This window comes from Paenibacillus radicibacter, assembly GCF_024721995.1.
GTDB lineage: Bacteria > Bacillota > Bacilli > Paenibacillales > NBRC-103111 > Paenibacillus_AM > Paenibacillus_AM radicibacter.
On record NZ_JANQBC010000017.1, the window covers coordinates 16,336 to 31,426 of the forward strand.

25 protein-coding genes are annotated in these 15,091 nt (G+C 42.9%); 1 reads left to right on the plus strand and 24 read right to left on the minus strand.

Translation table 11 applies throughout. The features are described from left to right. Positions 1-20 precede the first annotated feature (20 nt). The 18 genes from rplR to rpsJ all read right to left on the minus strand — a co-directional run bounded on the left by rplR (position 21) and on the right by rpsJ (position 8,183). Positions 21-383, minus strand: coding sequence for a 50S ribosomal protein L18 (rplR, locus tag NV379_RS24380; protein ID WP_258209953.1), 363 nt, complete (start codon positions 381-383; stop codon positions 21-23). 123 nt (positions 384-506) lie between these two features. Further along, the gene (gene rplF, locus NV379_RS24385; protein ID WP_258209954.1) at positions 507-1,049 is read right to left on the minus strand and encodes a 50S ribosomal protein L6; all 543 of its coding nucleotides are present in this window, start codon (positions 1,047-1,049) and stop codon (positions 507-509) included. 30 nt (positions 1,050-1,079) lie between these two features. Further along, on the minus strand, positions 1,080-1,478 hold the full coding sequence (gene rpsH / locus NV379_RS24390) for a 30S ribosomal protein S8 (protein WP_258209955.1): 399 nt from the start codon (positions 1,476-1,478) through the stop codon (positions 1,080-1,082). Between the two features lie 32 nt (positions 1,479-1,510). Continuing rightward, positions 1,511-1,696 (minus strand): type Z 30S ribosomal protein S14, encoded by a 186-nt coding sequence (locus NV379_RS24395; protein WP_258209956.1) that lies wholly within the window; start codon positions 1,694-1,696, stop codon positions 1,511-1,513. A 47-nt stretch (positions 1,697-1,743) separates the two neighbouring features. Next, the gene (gene rplE, locus NV379_RS24400; RefSeq protein WP_258209957.1) at positions 1,744-2,286 is read right to left on the minus strand and encodes a 50S ribosomal protein L5; all 543 of its coding nucleotides are present in this window, start codon (positions 2,284-2,286) and stop codon (positions 1,744-1,746) included. Positions 2,287-2,313: 27 nt separating this feature from the next. Next, positions 2,314-2,670, minus strand: coding sequence for a 50S ribosomal protein L24 (gene rplX / locus NV379_RS24405; RefSeq protein WP_258209958.1), 357 nt, complete (start codon positions 2,668-2,670; stop codon positions 2,314-2,316). Positions 2,671-2,736: 66 nt separating this feature from the next. Beyond that, on the minus strand, positions 2,737-3,105 hold the full coding sequence (rplN, locus tag NV379_RS24410; RefSeq protein ID WP_258209959.1) for a 50S ribosomal protein L14: 369 nt from the start codon (positions 3,103-3,105) through the stop codon (positions 2,737-2,739). A 34-nt stretch (positions 3,106-3,139) separates the two neighbouring features. After that, entirely contained in the window at positions 3,140-3,406 is a 267-nt protein-coding gene (rpsQ, locus tag NV379_RS24415; protein ID WP_258209960.1) for a 30S ribosomal protein S17, read from the minus strand. Between the two features lie 28 nt (positions 3,407-3,434). Continuing rightward, complete coding sequence (rpmC, locus tag NV379_RS24420; protein ID WP_258209961.1) at positions 3,435-3,632, minus strand: 50S ribosomal protein L29; 198 nt, start codon at positions 3,630-3,632, stop codon at positions 3,435-3,437. Beyond that, positions 3,622-4,056 (minus strand): 50S ribosomal protein L16, encoded by a 435-nt coding sequence (gene rplP, locus NV379_RS24425; RefSeq protein WP_258209962.1) that lies wholly within the window; start codon positions 4,054-4,056, stop codon positions 3,622-3,624. Before rplP ends, rpmC begins: the two co-directional genes overlap by 11 nt. Positions 4,057-4,058: 2 nt before the next feature. Next, complete coding sequence (gene rpsC / locus NV379_RS24430; protein WP_258209963.1) at positions 4,059-4,721, minus strand: 30S ribosomal protein S3; 663 nt, start codon at positions 4,719-4,721, stop codon at positions 4,059-4,061. A 13-nt stretch (positions 4,722-4,734) separates the two neighbouring features. Continuing rightward, the gene (gene rplV / locus NV379_RS24435) at positions 4,735-5,067 is read right to left on the minus strand and encodes a 50S ribosomal protein L22 (RefSeq protein WP_258209964.1); all 333 of its coding nucleotides are present in this window, start codon (positions 5,065-5,067) and stop codon (positions 4,735-4,737) included. A gap of 31 nt (positions 5,068-5,098) precedes the next feature. Further along, positions 5,099-5,377: a 30S ribosomal protein S19 gene (gene rpsS / locus NV379_RS24440; protein ID WP_258209965.1), complete on the minus strand. Its 279-nt coding sequence runs from the start codon at positions 5,375-5,377 to the stop codon at positions 5,099-5,101. A 48-nt stretch (positions 5,378-5,425) separates the two neighbouring features. Next, positions 5,426-6,256 carry a 50S ribosomal protein L2 gene (gene rplB, locus NV379_RS24445; RefSeq protein ID WP_258209966.1) on the minus strand — a complete coding sequence of 277 codons (831 nt, stop codon included), beginning with the start codon at positions 6,254-6,256 and terminating at the stop codon, positions 5,426-5,428. A gap of 26 nt (positions 6,257-6,282) precedes the next feature. Next, positions 6,283-6,570 (minus strand): 50S ribosomal protein L23, encoded by a 288-nt coding sequence (gene rplW / locus NV379_RS24450; protein WP_258209967.1) that lies wholly within the window; start codon positions 6,568-6,570, stop codon positions 6,283-6,285. Further along, positions 6,567-7,193: a 50S ribosomal protein L4 gene (rplD, locus tag NV379_RS24455; RefSeq protein WP_258209968.1), complete on the minus strand. Its 627-nt coding sequence runs from the start codon at positions 7,191-7,193 to the stop codon at positions 6,567-6,569. Before rplD ends, rplW begins: the two co-directional genes overlap by 4 nt. Positions 7,194-7,208: 15 nt before the next feature. Continuing rightward, positions 7,209-7,835, minus strand: a complete 627-nt coding sequence (gene rplC / locus NV379_RS24460) for a 50S ribosomal protein L3 (RefSeq protein ID WP_258209969.1) — start codon at positions 7,833-7,835, stop codon at positions 7,209-7,211. A 39-nt stretch (positions 7,836-7,874) separates the two neighbouring features. Then, positions 7,875-8,183 carry a 30S ribosomal protein S10 gene (gene rpsJ, locus NV379_RS24465; protein WP_023482171.1) on the minus strand — a complete coding sequence of 103 codons (309 nt, stop codon included), beginning with the start codon at positions 8,181-8,183 and terminating at the stop codon, positions 7,875-7,877. A gap of 279 nt (positions 8,184-8,462) precedes the next feature. On the opposite strand from rpsJ, the gene NV379_RS24470 reads away from it, so the two are divergent. Next, a complete protein-coding gene (locus tag NV379_RS24470) occupies positions 8,463-9,596 on the plus strand; it encodes a polysaccharide deacetylase family protein (protein WP_258209970.1) in 1,134 nt (377 codons plus the stop codon). 55 nt (positions 9,597-9,651) lie between these two features. Here NV379_RS24470 and NV379_RS24475 read toward each other — a convergent pair whose 3' ends face one another. The 6 genes from NV379_RS24475 to NV379_RS24500 form a co-directional block, all read right to left on the minus strand. After that, positions 9,652-10,080, minus strand: coding sequence for a hypothetical protein (locus tag NV379_RS24475; protein ID WP_258209971.1), 429 nt, complete (start codon positions 10,078-10,080; stop codon positions 9,652-9,654). Positions 10,081-10,258: 178 nt separating this feature from the next. Further along, positions 10,259-11,449 (minus strand): elongation factor Tu, encoded by a 1,191-nt coding sequence (gene tuf / locus NV379_RS24480; RefSeq protein WP_258209972.1) that lies wholly within the window; start codon positions 11,447-11,449, stop codon positions 10,259-10,261. 104 nt (positions 11,450-11,553) lie between these two features. Beyond that, positions 11,554-13,629 carry an elongation factor G gene (gene fusA, locus NV379_RS24485; protein ID WP_258209973.1) on the minus strand — a complete coding sequence of 692 codons (2,076 nt, stop codon included), beginning with the start codon at positions 13,627-13,629 and terminating at the stop codon, positions 11,554-11,556. A gap of 34 nt (positions 13,630-13,663) precedes the next feature. Then, positions 13,664-14,134: a 30S ribosomal protein S7 gene (gene rpsG, locus NV379_RS24490; protein ID WP_258209974.1), complete on the minus strand. Its 471-nt coding sequence runs from the start codon at positions 14,132-14,134 to the stop codon at positions 13,664-13,666. A 55-nt stretch (positions 14,135-14,189) separates the two neighbouring features. After that, the gene (gene rpsL / locus NV379_RS24495) at positions 14,190-14,609 is read right to left on the minus strand and encodes a 30S ribosomal protein S12 (protein ID WP_258209975.1); all 420 of its coding nucleotides are present in this window, start codon (positions 14,607-14,609) and stop codon (positions 14,190-14,192) included. 148 nt (positions 14,610-14,757) lie between these two features. Then, complete coding sequence (locus NV379_RS24500) at positions 14,758-15,009, minus strand: ribosomal L7Ae/L30e/S12e/Gadd45 family protein (protein WP_258209976.1); 252 nt, start codon at positions 15,007-15,009, stop codon at positions 14,758-14,760. Positions 15,010-15,091 lie beyond the last annotated feature (82 nt).

Below are 15,091 nucleotides of genomic sequence, written 5' to 3' on the forward strand. Positions count from 1 at the left end.
CCTCCTTTAAAATTTACTAATTAGAATTCAAGTCCTGCTTCACGCGCTGCATCAGCAAGCGCTTGAACACGACCATGATATAAATAACCGCTACGGTCAAATACCACTTTATCGATGCCTTTTTCTTTAGCACGAGTCGCGATTAGCGCTCCAACTTTACGAGCAGCTTCAACGTTACCGCCATTGCCTTCGCTCAACTCTTTCTCTTGAGTAGAAGCAGCAGCTAGTGTAATGCCTTGAACATCATCGATAATTTGTGCGTACATGTGTTTCTCAGAACGGAAAATGTTCAAACGAGGACGAGCAGTCGTACCTTCGATTTTCTTACGTACACGAAGATGTCTCTTCAAGCGCGCTTTGTTCTTGTCGCTTTTAGTAATCATGGATTGTACTCCTTTCATCTTTATTAAGAAGCCTTTGCCTCTTTAGATGAATTAGCCGTCTTGTAATCAAACATCTCTTTGTAAAAGACTATGAGTGATTGAAAGGCTAGCCAATTAGCTGTCTTATTTCTTCTTACCAGCTTTACCTTCTTTACGAAGTATGCGTTCGCCTTCATACTTGATACCTTTACCTTTATACGGCTCAGGCTCGCGTACGGAACGAACTTTAGCAGCGATTGCACCAACTAGTTCTTTATCAATACCTTTGATGATAATTTTCGTATTCACCGGTACTTCGAACTCGATGCCTGAATCAGGTGTAAACTCAACAGGGTGGGAGTATCCTACGTTTAAAACTAGCTTGTCGCCAGTTTTGTTAGCACGATAACCTACGCCTACTAGTTCAAGAGTCTTAGCATAACCTTCAGTCACACCGTTAACCATGTTTGCGATCACGCTGCGCGTTGTACCGTGCAGGGAGCGATGCAATTTATGTTCGGATGGACGTTCTACGTTAATCATATCGTCTTGAACGCTAACTTTCATATCTTTATGAAGATCACGGGATAAAGAACCTTTCGGTCCCTTAACTGTAATCAAAGTGTTATCTAGGGTTACAGTCACACCGCTAGGAATTGTAATGGGCTTGCGACCAATACGTGACATGTCTTTGCACCTCCATTCAATTGCGTTAAATTACCAAACGTAGCAAATTACCTCGCCACCAGCTTTGGACTGACGAGCTTCTTTGTCTGTCATTACTCCTTTTGAAGTGGAGATAATGGCAATTCCAAGTCCTCCTAGTACGCGAGGAATCTCTTGGCTTTTCGTGTATACGCGAAGACCTGGCTTGGAAATTCTTTTTAGACCGGAAATTACACGCTCGTTGTTGGAGCCGTATTTCAAGAATAAACGGATAATCCCTTGCTTGTTGTCCTCAACATATTCAGCATCACGGATAAATCCTTCTTTTTTAAGGATCTCAGCGATTTCTCTCTTCGACTTGGAAGATGGAATTTCAACTGTTTCATGACGAACGATGTTAGCATTGCGAATGCGTGTTAGCATATCAGCAATTGGATCTGACATAACCATTTGTGTAAACCTCCTTCCCGAAAATCGATTGATTACCAGCTTGCTTTTTTAACACCTGGAATCTGACCTTTATGTGCTAATTCGCGGAAACAAATTCTGCAAACTTTAAACTTGCGAAGTACGGAGTGCGGACGACCACAACGCTCACAGCGTGTATATGCCTGCACTTTGAACTTCGGTGGACGTTGTTGCTTAACTATCATCGAAGTTTTTGCCACTTCAGATTACACCTCCTGAAAGTTTTCAAACAGAAAACTCGGTTCCTTTATTTTACAAAAGGCATTCCCAATTGCGTAAGCAATTCGCGGGACTCTTCATCGGTTTTTGCAGTTGTTACGATTACGATATCCATACCGCGTGTTTTATCCACTTGATCGTACTCGATCTCAGGGAAAATTAGTTGCTCTTTAAGTCCAAGTGTGTAGTTACCGCGACCATCAAATGCTTTTGATGATACACCACGGAAGTCACGTACACGTGGAAGAGAAACGTTGAACAATTTATCAAGGAAGTAGTACATACGCTCGCCGCGTAGTGTTACTTTAGCCCCGATAGGCATGTTCTCACGAAGTTTGAAGCCTGCGATTGATTTTTTAGCTCTTGTGATTACTGGTTTTTGACCAGTGATCTTTTCCAAGTCAGCTACTGCGTGATCAAGCACTTTGGAGTTGGATACTGCTTCACCAACACCCATGTTGATAACAACTTTCTCGATCTTAGGCACTTGCATTACAGTCGTATAGCTGAACTTCTGCATTAGAGCAGGAGTAATTTCATTAAGGTAACGCTCTTTCATTCTTACTGCCATGAGTTAAGGTCCTCCTTTCCGTGGCTATTATTTATCGATTACTTCACCGGATTTTTTCGCTACGCGAACTTTATTACCGTTTTCAAGCGTTTTGTAACCTACACGAGTAGGTTTACCACTCTTCGGATCAACAAGCATCACGTTGGAAACGTGGATTGCTGCTTCTTTAGAGATGATTCCGCCTTGTGGGTTTAGTTGTGAAGGTTTAGTATGTTTCTTAACCATATTCACGCCTTCAACCAACACACGGTTTTGACGAGGGTATGCAGCTAAGATACGGCCTTTTTTGCCTTTATCTTTACCTGTGATAACGAATACCGTATCGTCTTTCTTCACATGAAGCTTATTGTTATGAGACTCAAGTCTCTTTTTAGTTTTTGGCACTGTGGATTACACCTCCTAAGGAAAACTTACTGCGTAAGGATTCACTCTACGGCAATAAATGCCGAATTAGATTACCTCTGGAGCAAGGGACACGATTTTCATGAACTCTCTGTCGCGAAGTTCGCGAGCAACAGGTCCGAAAATACGAGTACCACGTGGGCTCTTATCTTCTTTTACGATTACTGCTGCGTTTTCGTCAAATGTAATATAGGAACCGTCTTTACGGCGTGTCGAATTCTTCGTACGCACGATAACTGCTTTAACTACATCACCTTTTTTGACAACGCCCCCTGGTGTTGCTTCTTTCACGGAGCAAACGATCAAATCGCCGATATAACCAGCACGACGTCCTGTACCACCCAACACGCGGATGCACATTAACTTCTTAGCACCGGAGTTGTCAGCAACGCTTAAACGAGTAAAAGGTTGGATCATTGTATTCCCTCCTCTCGGGTTTCAGGTCTTCTACTTATATAATAACCGCTTTTTGTACAATCTCAACCAATCTCCAAGTTTTATCCTTCGAAAGTGGACGAGTTTCCATGATTTTTACAGTGTCGCCAATTTTAGCGTCATTGTTCTCATCATGTGCTTTGAATTTCTTCGTATATTTGATTCTCTTGTGGTAGAGATCATGCTTCTTATAAGTTTCAACAGCTACAACGATGGTTTTATCCATTTTGTCGCTGACAACTTTACCAAGCTGAACTTTACGTTCATTACGCTTTTCAGTCATTTGAGAAACCTCCTCTTCTTAAGATTTCTTAACCAATACCCAATTCTCTCTCACGCAAAACGGTCTTCGCACGTGCGATTTCTTTACGCAATTCACGAATTTGTACTGGGTTGTCCAGTTGACCGGTAGCTAGCTGAAAACGGAGGTTAAAGAGCTCTTCTTTAAATCCGGTAATTTTTTGTTCGATCTCTGCAGTGGTAAGGTTGCGGAACTCACTAGCCTTCATTTACTTCACCACCCACTTCTTCTCTCTTCACGAACTTACACTTGATTGGCAACTTATGCATTGCCAAACGCATAGCTTCGCGAGCAATTTCTTCGCTAACTCCAGCAAGTTCAAACATAACTTTTCCAGGTTTAACTACGCAAACCCACTTCTCAACGTTACCTTTACCGCTACCCATACGTACTTCTAGAGGTTTTTGAGTAACAGGCTTAGAAGGGAAGATTTTGATCCATACTTTACCACCACGTTTGATGTAACGCGTCATCGCAATACGAGCTGCCTCGATTTGACGGTTTGTTACCCAAGCCGGTTCAAGTGCTTGCAAGCCGAATTCGCCGAAGGACACTTCCGTGCCGCCTTTAGCGCGACCTTTCATGCTACCGCGGTGTTCTTTACGGTGTTTTACACGTTTAGGTACTAACATAATTAGTTGCCTCCTTCCGATTGTACTTTCTTCTTAGCAGTCGGAAGAACCTCTCCACGATAGATCCATACTTTCACACCAATTAGACCATAAGTCGTGTGCGCTTCAGCAGTACCGTAATCGATATCCGCACGAAGAGTATGAAGTGGAACCGTTCCTTCGCTATAACCTTCACTACGAGCGATTTCAGCTCCGCCAAGACGGCCGCTAGTCGCAACTTTAATTCCTTTTGCACCAGATCTCATTGTTCTTTGCATCGCTTGTTTCATCGCACGACGGAAAGATACACGACGCTCTAATTGTTGAGCAATACTCTCAGCAACTAGGATAGCATCTAGATCTGCATATTTAATTTCTGCAATGTTGATGTGGACTTTCTTGCCAGTTAGTGCTGCAAGATGAGTACGAATCACTTCAACTTCTGCTCCACCTTTACCAATTACCATACCAGGCTTAGCTGTATGGATTGTAACATTAACGCGCTGTGCAGCACGTTCAATATCAAAATGGGAAACTGCAGAGTCTTTTAGTTTGTTCTTCAAGTATTCGCGAATTTTCACGTCTTCAATTAGAAGTTTTCCGAAATCCTTTTCAGCGAACCATTTGGATTCCCAATCACGAATAATACCTATTCTAAGTCCTACTGGGTTTACTTTTTGACCCACACGTTATCCCTCCTTATTTTTCAGATACCACTACAGTAATGTGGCTTGTGCGCTTATTAATACGACTTGCACGTCCCATCGCACGAGCGCGGAAGCGTTTCAGAGTCGGTCCTTGATTCACGTAAATCTCACTGATCACTAAGTTGTTAGGATCCATGGAGAAGTTATGCTCTGCATTTGCGATAGCAGAATTCACGACTTTCTCTACAATCGGAGAAGCTGATCTTGGTGTGTGGCGAAGAATCGCAATTGCATCACCTACAGCCTTGCCTCTGATCAAGTCAACAACAAGTTGAGCTTTACGAGGAGCAATCCGAACGAAATTCGCAGCAGCTTTTGCTTGCATGGTAGTACCTCCTCTCTTAACAAAAAATCAATTAACGCTTACCTGTTTTCTTATCGTCATCGTGACTTTTGTAAGTACGAGTTGGTGAGAATTCACCTAGCTTGTGACCTACCATGTCCTCAGTTACATAAACAGGTACGTGTTTTCTTCCATCGTATACGCCGAAAGTGTGACCAACGAATTGTGGGAAAATAGTAGAACGGCGAGACCATGTTTTAATAACAGTCTTCTTGCCAGATGCTTCCATTTCGTCAACTTTCTTCAGCATGTAAGAATCAATAAACGGTCCTTTTTTTAAGCTGCGTCCCATTGATAGTCCTCCCTTCTCTGTATCTGGATATTGCTATCACTGCAAAACTTACTTCGTACGACGGCGAACGATGTACTTGTCGGAAGCTTTGCCTTTTTTACGAGTTTTGAATCCAAGAGTTGGTTTACCCCATGGAGACATTGGAGATTTACGTCCGATTGGAGCGCGGCCTTCACCACCACCGTGTGGGTGATCGTTAGGGTTCATTACTACACCACGAACCTCAGGGCGTTGACCTTTCCAACGATTACGTCCAGCTTTACCAATCTTGATCAATTCGTGATCTTGGTTACCAACGGAACCGATCGTTGCGCGGCAAACTTTCAAGACTTTACGAACTTCACCAGAGGAAAGACGAACTGTAACGTATCTCTCTTCTTTACCCAACAATTGAGCTTCAGTACCTGCTGCACGAACCATTTGACCGCCAGCACCTGGTTTTAACTCGATATTGTGGATAACTGTACCTACAGGAATGTTTTCAAGAGCAAGTGCGTTACCAATCTTGATATCGGAACCGATACCGGATTGAATCACATCGTTAACTTTCAAACCTTTAGGAGCTAAGATATATCTTTTCTCACCATCCGCATAGTGAATCAATGCAATGTTCGCTGTACGGTTTGGATCGTATTCGATTGTAGCAACGCGACCTGGTATTCCATCCTTGTTACGCTTGAAATCGATTAAACGGTATTTACGCTTGTGTCCACCACCACGGTGACGAGTCGTAATTTTACCTTGGTTATTACGTCCAGCAGTCTTGCTAAGCGGAGCTAACAATGACTTTTCCGGTGTTGACGTTGTGATCTCCTCAAAAGTGGAGACGGACATACCACGTCGTGCCGGGGAAGTTGGTTTATACTTTTTAATTGGCACCTTGATTTCCTCCTTACTTTAAGAGATTAACCTTGGAAAATTTCCAAGTCTTTGCTTTCAGCTGTAAGCTTAACGAACGCTTTTTTCCACTCGGAAGTGTAACCAGAATGTTTGCCATAACGCTTTGGTTTAGCAGGCATTCTAAGCGTGTTTACGCTAGCTACTTTAACACCGAAGATCGCTTCAATTGCTTGTTTGATCTCAGTTTTGTTGGATTTCATTTCTACTTCAAAAGTGTACTTTTTATCCGCCATCATTTCACTTGTGCGTTCGGTAATGATGGGGCGCTTAATGATATCGCGTGGATTTTTCATTGAGCAAGCACCTCCTCTACCTTCTGTACCGCATCCTTAGTAATGATCAATTTGTCATAAGTCATTACATCAAGAACGTTAATTCCTTCAGCAACTACAAATTTCACACCAGGGATGTTACGAGTGGATAATGCCACATTCTCATCGAAGCTCGCTGCAACAACTAGTGCTTTGCGTTCTACTTTAAGATTGTTTAAGATTGCTACGAATTCTTTCGTCTTAGGAGCGTTCATTTGCAATGAATCAAGTACGATCAATTCGTTATCGATCACTTTGGAAGACAAAGCAGAACGGATTGCTAAACGACGAACTTTCTTAGGCAATTTGTAAGCGTAGCTGCGTGGTGTTGGTCCGAATACCGTACCGCCACCTTTCCATTGAGGTGCGCGAATGCTACCTTGACGTGCACGACCAGTTCCTTTTTGTTTCCACGGCTTGCGTCCGCCACCGCGTACTTCAGAACGACCTTTAGTCTTGTGTGTTCCTGAGCGCAAGGATGCTTGCTGCATAAGAACAGCTTCGTGTAGAACGTGGATATGAGGCTCAATACCGAATACGGAATCGTTCAATTCCACTTCTCCAACTTGTGCTCCAGTTACGTTATATAAAGCTACTTTTGGCATCGTAATTCCTCCTTTCTACTTTTTAACTGCAGACTTCACAGTTACGTAGCAGTTCTTAGGACCAGGAATGGAACCTTTAACTAGCAATACGTTACGCTCTGCGTCTACTTTGATTACTTGAAGATTTTGAAGTGTTACTGTTTCGCTACCCATGTGACCTGGCAATTTCTTACCTTTAGGAACGCGGTTAGCTTGGATGGAACCCATGGAACCTGGTCCTCTATGGTAACGGGAACCGTGAGACATTGGTCCAGTGGATTGATTGTGGCGTTTGATAACACCTTGGAATCCTTTACCTTTGGAAGTTCCTGTTACGTCAACGAATTCACCTTCTGTGAAGAGATCAGCTTTCAGTTCTTGGCCAACTTCATAGTCACCCATTTGAACGCCGCGGATTTCTTTTACGTAGCGCTTAGGAGTTGCGCCGGCTTTTTTCGCATGACCGATTTCCGGTTTAACTGCATTTTTTTCTTTCTTCTCACCATAACCGATTTGGATGGATTCGTAACCGTCGTTCTCGATGTCTTTCTTTTGAAGAACCACACATGGACCCGCTTGGATCACTGTTACTGGAATCACCAAACCTTCTGGAGTAAACACTTGAGTCATTCCAAGTTTTTTACCTAAGATACCTTTTGTCATCGTTGACACCTCGTTTCTTTTTTGCTTATATAGCTAAAATTACAATTTGATTTCAATGTCCACACCGGACGGCAGATCAAGTCTCATCAACGCATCAACCGTTTGCGGCGTTGGGTTCACGATGTCGATCAAGCGCTTGTGTGTGCGCATTTCGAACTGCTCGCGAGAATCCTTGTACTTGTGTACCGCACGAAGAATCGTAATGATTTGTTTTTCAGTAGGAAGTGGAATCGGACCGGATACACCAGCACCAGAACGCTTCGCAGTTTCCACAATTTTCTCAGCGGACTGATCAATTACACGGTGATCATACGCCTTCAAACGGATACGGATTTTTTGCTTTGCCATTTATAAGTCCCTCCTTCTATCGCCCAATTTCGTATCGGACATACTCAGTGAAAATCCCCTGACATCCTTTCCCATGGCAAAGGGGCCGGGTGTGTCAGCAACCTCTCACGTCATCGCAACGTCTCAGACCAACGCTATTGATTATATACAATTTCTCCGCTTATTGCAAGTATAAATAATGCATATAACTATTTACCATTTAACAAACCAGGTTATGTGTAATGATTTCGGCTTTTTCGCGCAAAATTATAACATGATGATTGAATAAGGAGCTCTGCTATGACGCAACCACATCAATTCAAAAACTCTATATGGATTAGACTTCTCATGATTCTTTTCTTCATTATAATAGTAGGAATTTGTTACACGGTATTTAATTTCAATTGGACAAAAACCAATCAGACGTCCACACGAACTTCCACTCTACATGATAATCAATCAAATAGTGAACTAATCCCTTATACGGGAAAGGTTGAACACATCTTCTTCCACCCTGTTATTGCTTATCCAAACCGCGCCTTCATTGGTGACTACCAAGAGCAAGCCATGAATGATTGGTTCGTCACCGTCAAAGAGTTCAACAAAGTCATTCAATCTATATATGAGAAACAATTCATTCTTATCAACATACAAGAACAATTTGAACAGCGGAAAGTGAATGGTAAACTACAAATTGTTCAAAAGCCGCTCATGCTCCCACGTAACAAAAAACCGTTAGTCATCTCCATTGATGATACAAATTACTATCCTTATATGATTAAGTACGGCATTGTCGAAAAATTAATCTTAGACCCTTTTGGTAATATAGCAGCTTTGTCGACCAATAATGGCGAAGGTACGATTTCTTATGATAATGACATCGTCCCCTTATTAGACGCGTTTGTGAGTAAACATCCTGACTTTTCTCATCAAGGTGCCAAAGCTACTCTTGCTTTAACAGGTTTTGAAGGTATTCTTGGTTATCGAACGAATCACAACAATCCTGGGCATATTATAGAAGAAGAAGCTGTGAAACCTGTTATTAAACGTTTAAAAGAAACCGGTTGGAACTTCGCATCACACAGCTATGGTCATCCCAATCATTTAAACCTTAGTCTAGAACAGATTGAGCGCGATAGTACAAAGTGGCATGCTGAAGTGGGTTCATTAATAGGAGACACACCGATTTATATATATCCGTATGGTCTTGCTTACGCATATAGAGATCCCCGACTTCAATCTTTGCAAAAAATGGGGTATCAGGTGTTCTGCAGCGTTGGATCTTATTCCTATGAGGAACCTCATTCGGACGCCATGCTTATTGACCGCAGATGTGTCGATGGTAAGACACTTCGTAATAAACGTAATGATTTTCTCGATCTGTATGACGCTCAATACATTCTCGATTTACAAGCTCGACCAGCCATAAAATAATAAAAGTGCTCCTCCTGTAGTCAGGGAGTGAGCACTTTTTTCTTTAATTCGTAAGTTAGAGTCCTCTTACTGTTAAATCTATCGTATCTTCGTTACGCTTAAGTACCCAGTTTGGTGCGAGTCTTGCTTCTAAAACCTCAGCATCTACACGACTTAACTTAATACCGGTCAATCGGCCTTCGGTTGCATCAAAATCAGTACCTTCAGTGATATCGAATTTTTCGTGCAACCACACTTGAAGCCCACGGAATGTATTGAACGTAATTCGATATCCATCACGAATTGCAGAAGCCAAATCCTCATGGTGCTCAGTAGCATACGTAATGAAAGTGTCATACCCATACTGTTCAGACTTTGCAGCTGCAAGTTCAGAAATATCACTCGCGGCTACACAAGCTAATAAAGCCTCATCAGATATTTGGCATTTACGTGCATGTTCCAATAAAATTGCTGTTTTCTGGGACAAACGAGCCTGTAGTATCATAAGTATGAATCCTCCCCATTAATCCATTCTATTAATGTATGAGATCTCTTGTTGTCATTTAGGAATTAGTATAGCAAATCACACTAAAAGCGCAATCCTATTTCTCTAAAAAAAGAAGCCCACTACCCAAAGGGTAATGGACTTCTTATTCTTACATTTAAGCAAGCTTAAATGAATATTACTTGGAGATTGTAGCAACCGCGCCAGCGCCAACAGTACGTCCGCCTTCGCGAATAGCGAAACGAGTACCTTCTTCGATAGCGATTGGGTTGATCAATTCTACAGTTACAGTGATGTTATCACCAGGCATTACCATCTCTGTACCTTCTGGAAGGTTGATGATACCTGTAACGTCAGTTGTACGGAAGTAGAACTGTGGACGGTAACCAGTGAAGAAAGGCTTGTGACGGCCACCCTCTTCTTTAGTTAGAACGTAAACTTGAGCGGAGAAGTTAGTGTGTGGCTTAACGGAACCCGTTTTAGCCAATACTTGACCACGCTCGATGTCGTTACGGTCTACACCACGAAGCAACGCTCCGATATTGTCACCAGCTTGAGCGGAATCAAGAAGTTTACGGAACATCTCAACACCTGTAACGATACATTTACGAGTTTCTTCAGCGATACCAACGATTTCAACTTCGTCTTGTACTTTAACAGTACCACGCTCTACACGGCCAGTAGCAACTGTACCACGACCAGTGATGGAGAATACGTCCTCAACAGGCATAAGGAAAGGCTTGTCAGTTTGACGCTCAGGCAATGGGATGTAAGTATCGACTTGTTCGAACAACTCGATAATTTTGTCAGCCCACTCACCAGCTGGGTTTTGCAACGCTTCACGAGCAGAACCACGGATGATTGGAGTGTCGTCGCCTGGGAATTCGTATTCGCTAAGCAAATCACGGATTTCCATTTCAACTAGCTCTAGAAGCTCATCGTCTTCAACCATGTCACATTTGTTCATGAATACTACGATGTATGGTACACCTACTTGTTTGGACAACAAGATGTGCTCACGAGTTTGTGGCATTGGGCCGTCAGCAGCGGATACTACTAGAATAGCGCCGTCCATTTGAGCAGCACCAGTAATCATGTTCTTAACGTAGTCGGCGTGACCAGGGCAGTCAACGTGAGCGTAGTGACGGTTAGGAGTCTCATACTCAACGTGTGCTGTGGAGATCGTGATACCACGTTCGCGCTCTTCTGGAGCTTTATCGATTTGGTCGAATGCTACAGCAGCACCACCGTATCTTGTGGAAAGAACAGTTGTGATTGCAGCAGTTAGAGTTGTTTTACCATGGTCAACGTGACCAATTGTACCGATGTTAACATGCGGTTTATTACGTTCGAATTTTGACTTAGCCATTTCAAACATAGCCTCCTTAGATTAAAAAATCATATATTATTTAAGCAGACCGATCTATCCAATCGGATAGAATCCTAGATAAATCGATCCGCTTAGATTTATAATTATTCGCCTTTGTGCTTAGCGATAATTTCGTCAGCGATGTTCTTAGGTACTTCCTCATAGTGAGAAAGTTCCATGGAGTACGTACCGCGACCTTGTGTACCAGAACGAAGTACAGTGGAGAATCCGAACATTTCGGACAATGGCACTTTACCACGAATGAACTGTGCACCGTGACGGGAATCCATACCCTCAACACGTCCACGACGGGAGTTAAGCATACCCATTGCGTCACCCATGTATTCTTCTGGAACTGTAACTTCTACCTTCATGAGTGGCTCAAGAAGTGCAGGGTTACACTTGTCTTTAGCTGCTTTAAGAGCCATGGAACCAGCGATCTTAAACGCCATCTCATTGGAATCGACATCATGGTAGGAACCGTCTACGACAGTAGCCTTAACGTCAACCAATGGGAATCCAGCGATAACACCGTTCTTCATGGATTCTTCAATACCAGCTTGGATCGGAGCGATGTATTCACGAGGAATAGAACCACCCACGACTTTGCTCTCGAATACAAAGCCGGAACCTGCTTCAAGAGGCTCGAACTCAACCCAACAATGTCCGTATTGACCACGGCCACCGGATTGACGAACGAATTTACCTTCAACTTTCGCAGCGGTGCGGAATGTTTCGCGGTAAGCAACTTGTGGTTTACCCACGTTAGTTTCTACTTTGAACTCACGACGCATACGATCTACGATAATCTCAAGGTGAAGCTCACCCATACCAGAAAGGATCGTTTGACCCGTTTCTTCATCAGTACGCGCTCTAAGAGTCGGATCTTCTTCCGTCAACTTGGAAAGTGCGATACCCATTTTGTCTTGGTCAGCTTTAGTTTTTGGCTCAACTGCAAGGTCGATAACCGGATCAGGGAAGTTCATGGACTCCAAGATTACCGGATGTTTCTCGTCGCAAAGTGTGTCGCCAGTACCTGTATCTTTCAAACCTACTGCAGCTGCAATATCACCGGAGTAAACTTCGGAGATTTCTTGACGGCTGTTCGCATGCATTTGAAGGATACGACCGATACGCTCACGCTTGCCTTTAGTTGCATTGATTACATAAGAACCGGATTGCAATACGCCGGAATACACACGGAAGAACGTGAGTTTACCAACGAAAGGATCCGTAGCAATCTTAAATGCAAGAGCAGCAAACGGCTCATCATCGGAAGATTTACGTACAGTTTCCGTACCATCTTCAAGGGTACCCTTGATATCAGGAACGTCGATTGGAGCTGGTAGGTATTCCACTACAGCATCCATCATCAATTGAACCCCTTTGTTACGGTAAGAGGAACCACAAATTACAGGGAAGATTTTCACTTCACATACGCCCTTACGAAGCGCAGCTTTAAGCTCTGCAGTTGTGATTTCTTCACCTTCAAGGTATTTCATTGTCAATTCTTCGTCAAGCTCAGCAACTTTCTCGATAAGCTCTAAACGAAGTTCTGCAACTTTTGCCTTGAATTCTTCAGGGATATCAGTAACTTCAATATTAAGACCTTTATCGTCTCTGAACATGTGAGCACACTCATCAACGATGTCAATAATACCTGTGAAGTCGTTTTCTGCGCCGATTGGAAGCTGAATCGCTACTGCGTTAGCACCCAATTTAAGACGCATGGATTCGATTACGTTTAGGTAATCTGCACCGATGATGTCCATTTTGTTCACATAAGCAACACGTGGAACACCATATTTGTCAGCCTGTCTCCATACAGTTTCAGACTGTGGCTCTACGCCTTCTTTAGCACTAAATACACCAACTGCTCCATCCAATACGCGAAGGGAACGTTCAACTTCAACAGTGAAGTCAACGTGTCCCGGGGTATCGATGATATTGATGCGGTGACCCTTCCAAGCAGCGGTAGTAGCAGCGGAAGTAATCGTGATTCCGCGCTCCTGCTCTTGTTCCATCCAGTCCATTGTAGCTGCACCTTCGTGCACCTCACCGATTTTGTGAGTACGGCCTGTGAAGAACAAGATACGCTCTGTAGTAGTCGTTTTACCAGCATCAATATGCGCCATGATCCCGATATTACGCGTATCTTTTAAGGAGAACTCTCTAGTCATGAAATCGTCTCCTAACTATATTGCAAATTTTATCCTACCAACGGTAGTGAGCGAACGCTTTGTTTGCTTCCGCCATTTTGTGTGTATCTTCACGTTTCTTAACGGAAGAACCTGTGCTGTTGCTAGCATCGATAATCTCGAAAGCTAGTCTTTCTTCCATCGTTTTCTCGCCACGAAGACGAGAATAGTTTACCAACCAACGAAGACCAAGTGTCGTACGACGCTCTGGCTTAACTTCGATTGGAACTTGATAGTTAGCACCACCAACACGACGAGCTTTTACTTCAAGAACTGGCATAATGTTCTTAATTGCTGTCTCGAACACTTCCATCGGATCTTTACCAGTACGGTCTTTCACGATGTTAAAAGCGTTGTATAGAATGGATTGTGCTACTCCTCTTTTACCATCAATCATAATGCGGTTGATTAGACGAGTAACCAATTTGCTGCTATAAATTGGATCTGGCAATACATCTCTTTTTGTAACAGGACCTTTACGAGGCATAGTTAATCCCCCTTTCTCGAAAGATTCATCCCTTATGACTTATCATCATTGGGTATTATTTTTTAACTTTAGGACGCTTAGTTCCGTATTTGGAACGAGCTTGCATACGGTTGTTAACACCTGAAGTATCAAGTGCACCACGAACGATGTGATAACGTACTCCAGCTAAATCCTTCACTTTACCACCGCGGATCAATACCACGCTGTGTTCTTGTAAGTTATGACCGATACCTGGAATATAAGCAGTTACCTCTAAACGGTTAGTTAGACGTACACGGGCATATTTACGAAGAGCCGAGTTTGGCTTTCTCGGAGTCATTGTACCTACACGAGTACAAACGCCGCGCTTTTGTGGAGCACTAATATCCGTAGTTTCTCTCTTCAAGGCATTAAAACCTTTTTGTAGAGCTGGGGATTTAGATTTAACCACTTTTGCTTGACGGCCTTTACGTACCAATTGGTTAATTGTTGGCATGTCGCCACCTCCTCTCTAATATTAAAACCATTCAATGCTATTTTTGCAAGCCCACAGATCCAGGCGAATCGCAATTGGGCAAAGAGAAAGTTTTTACCTGAGGAACTTAGTATTTCGCACAGTTCTCCTCCAGCAAAAACGGTCTGTTCTACTCATTTACTATCGCAACCATCGCGGCACCAACATCAATCCCGCAAGCTTTACCAAGTAATTTCATAGAGTCCACATATGTGATCTCAACGTTCATTCTCTGACAAAGCATTGTAATCTTATTGAGCAATCGCGAATCGGTATCTTTGGCAATAATCACTTCTTTAGCTATGCCAAGTTCTACACTTCTTGTAGCTTGCTTAGTGCCAATACTTAGCTTTTCAGCCTGCTTCACTTTATCGTAAGACATGTGTCATATCCTCCAAAGTAATGCATGTGTATCGTTATTTCCTAGGCACACTTTGATATATTAGCACCTCATCTAGTGCATG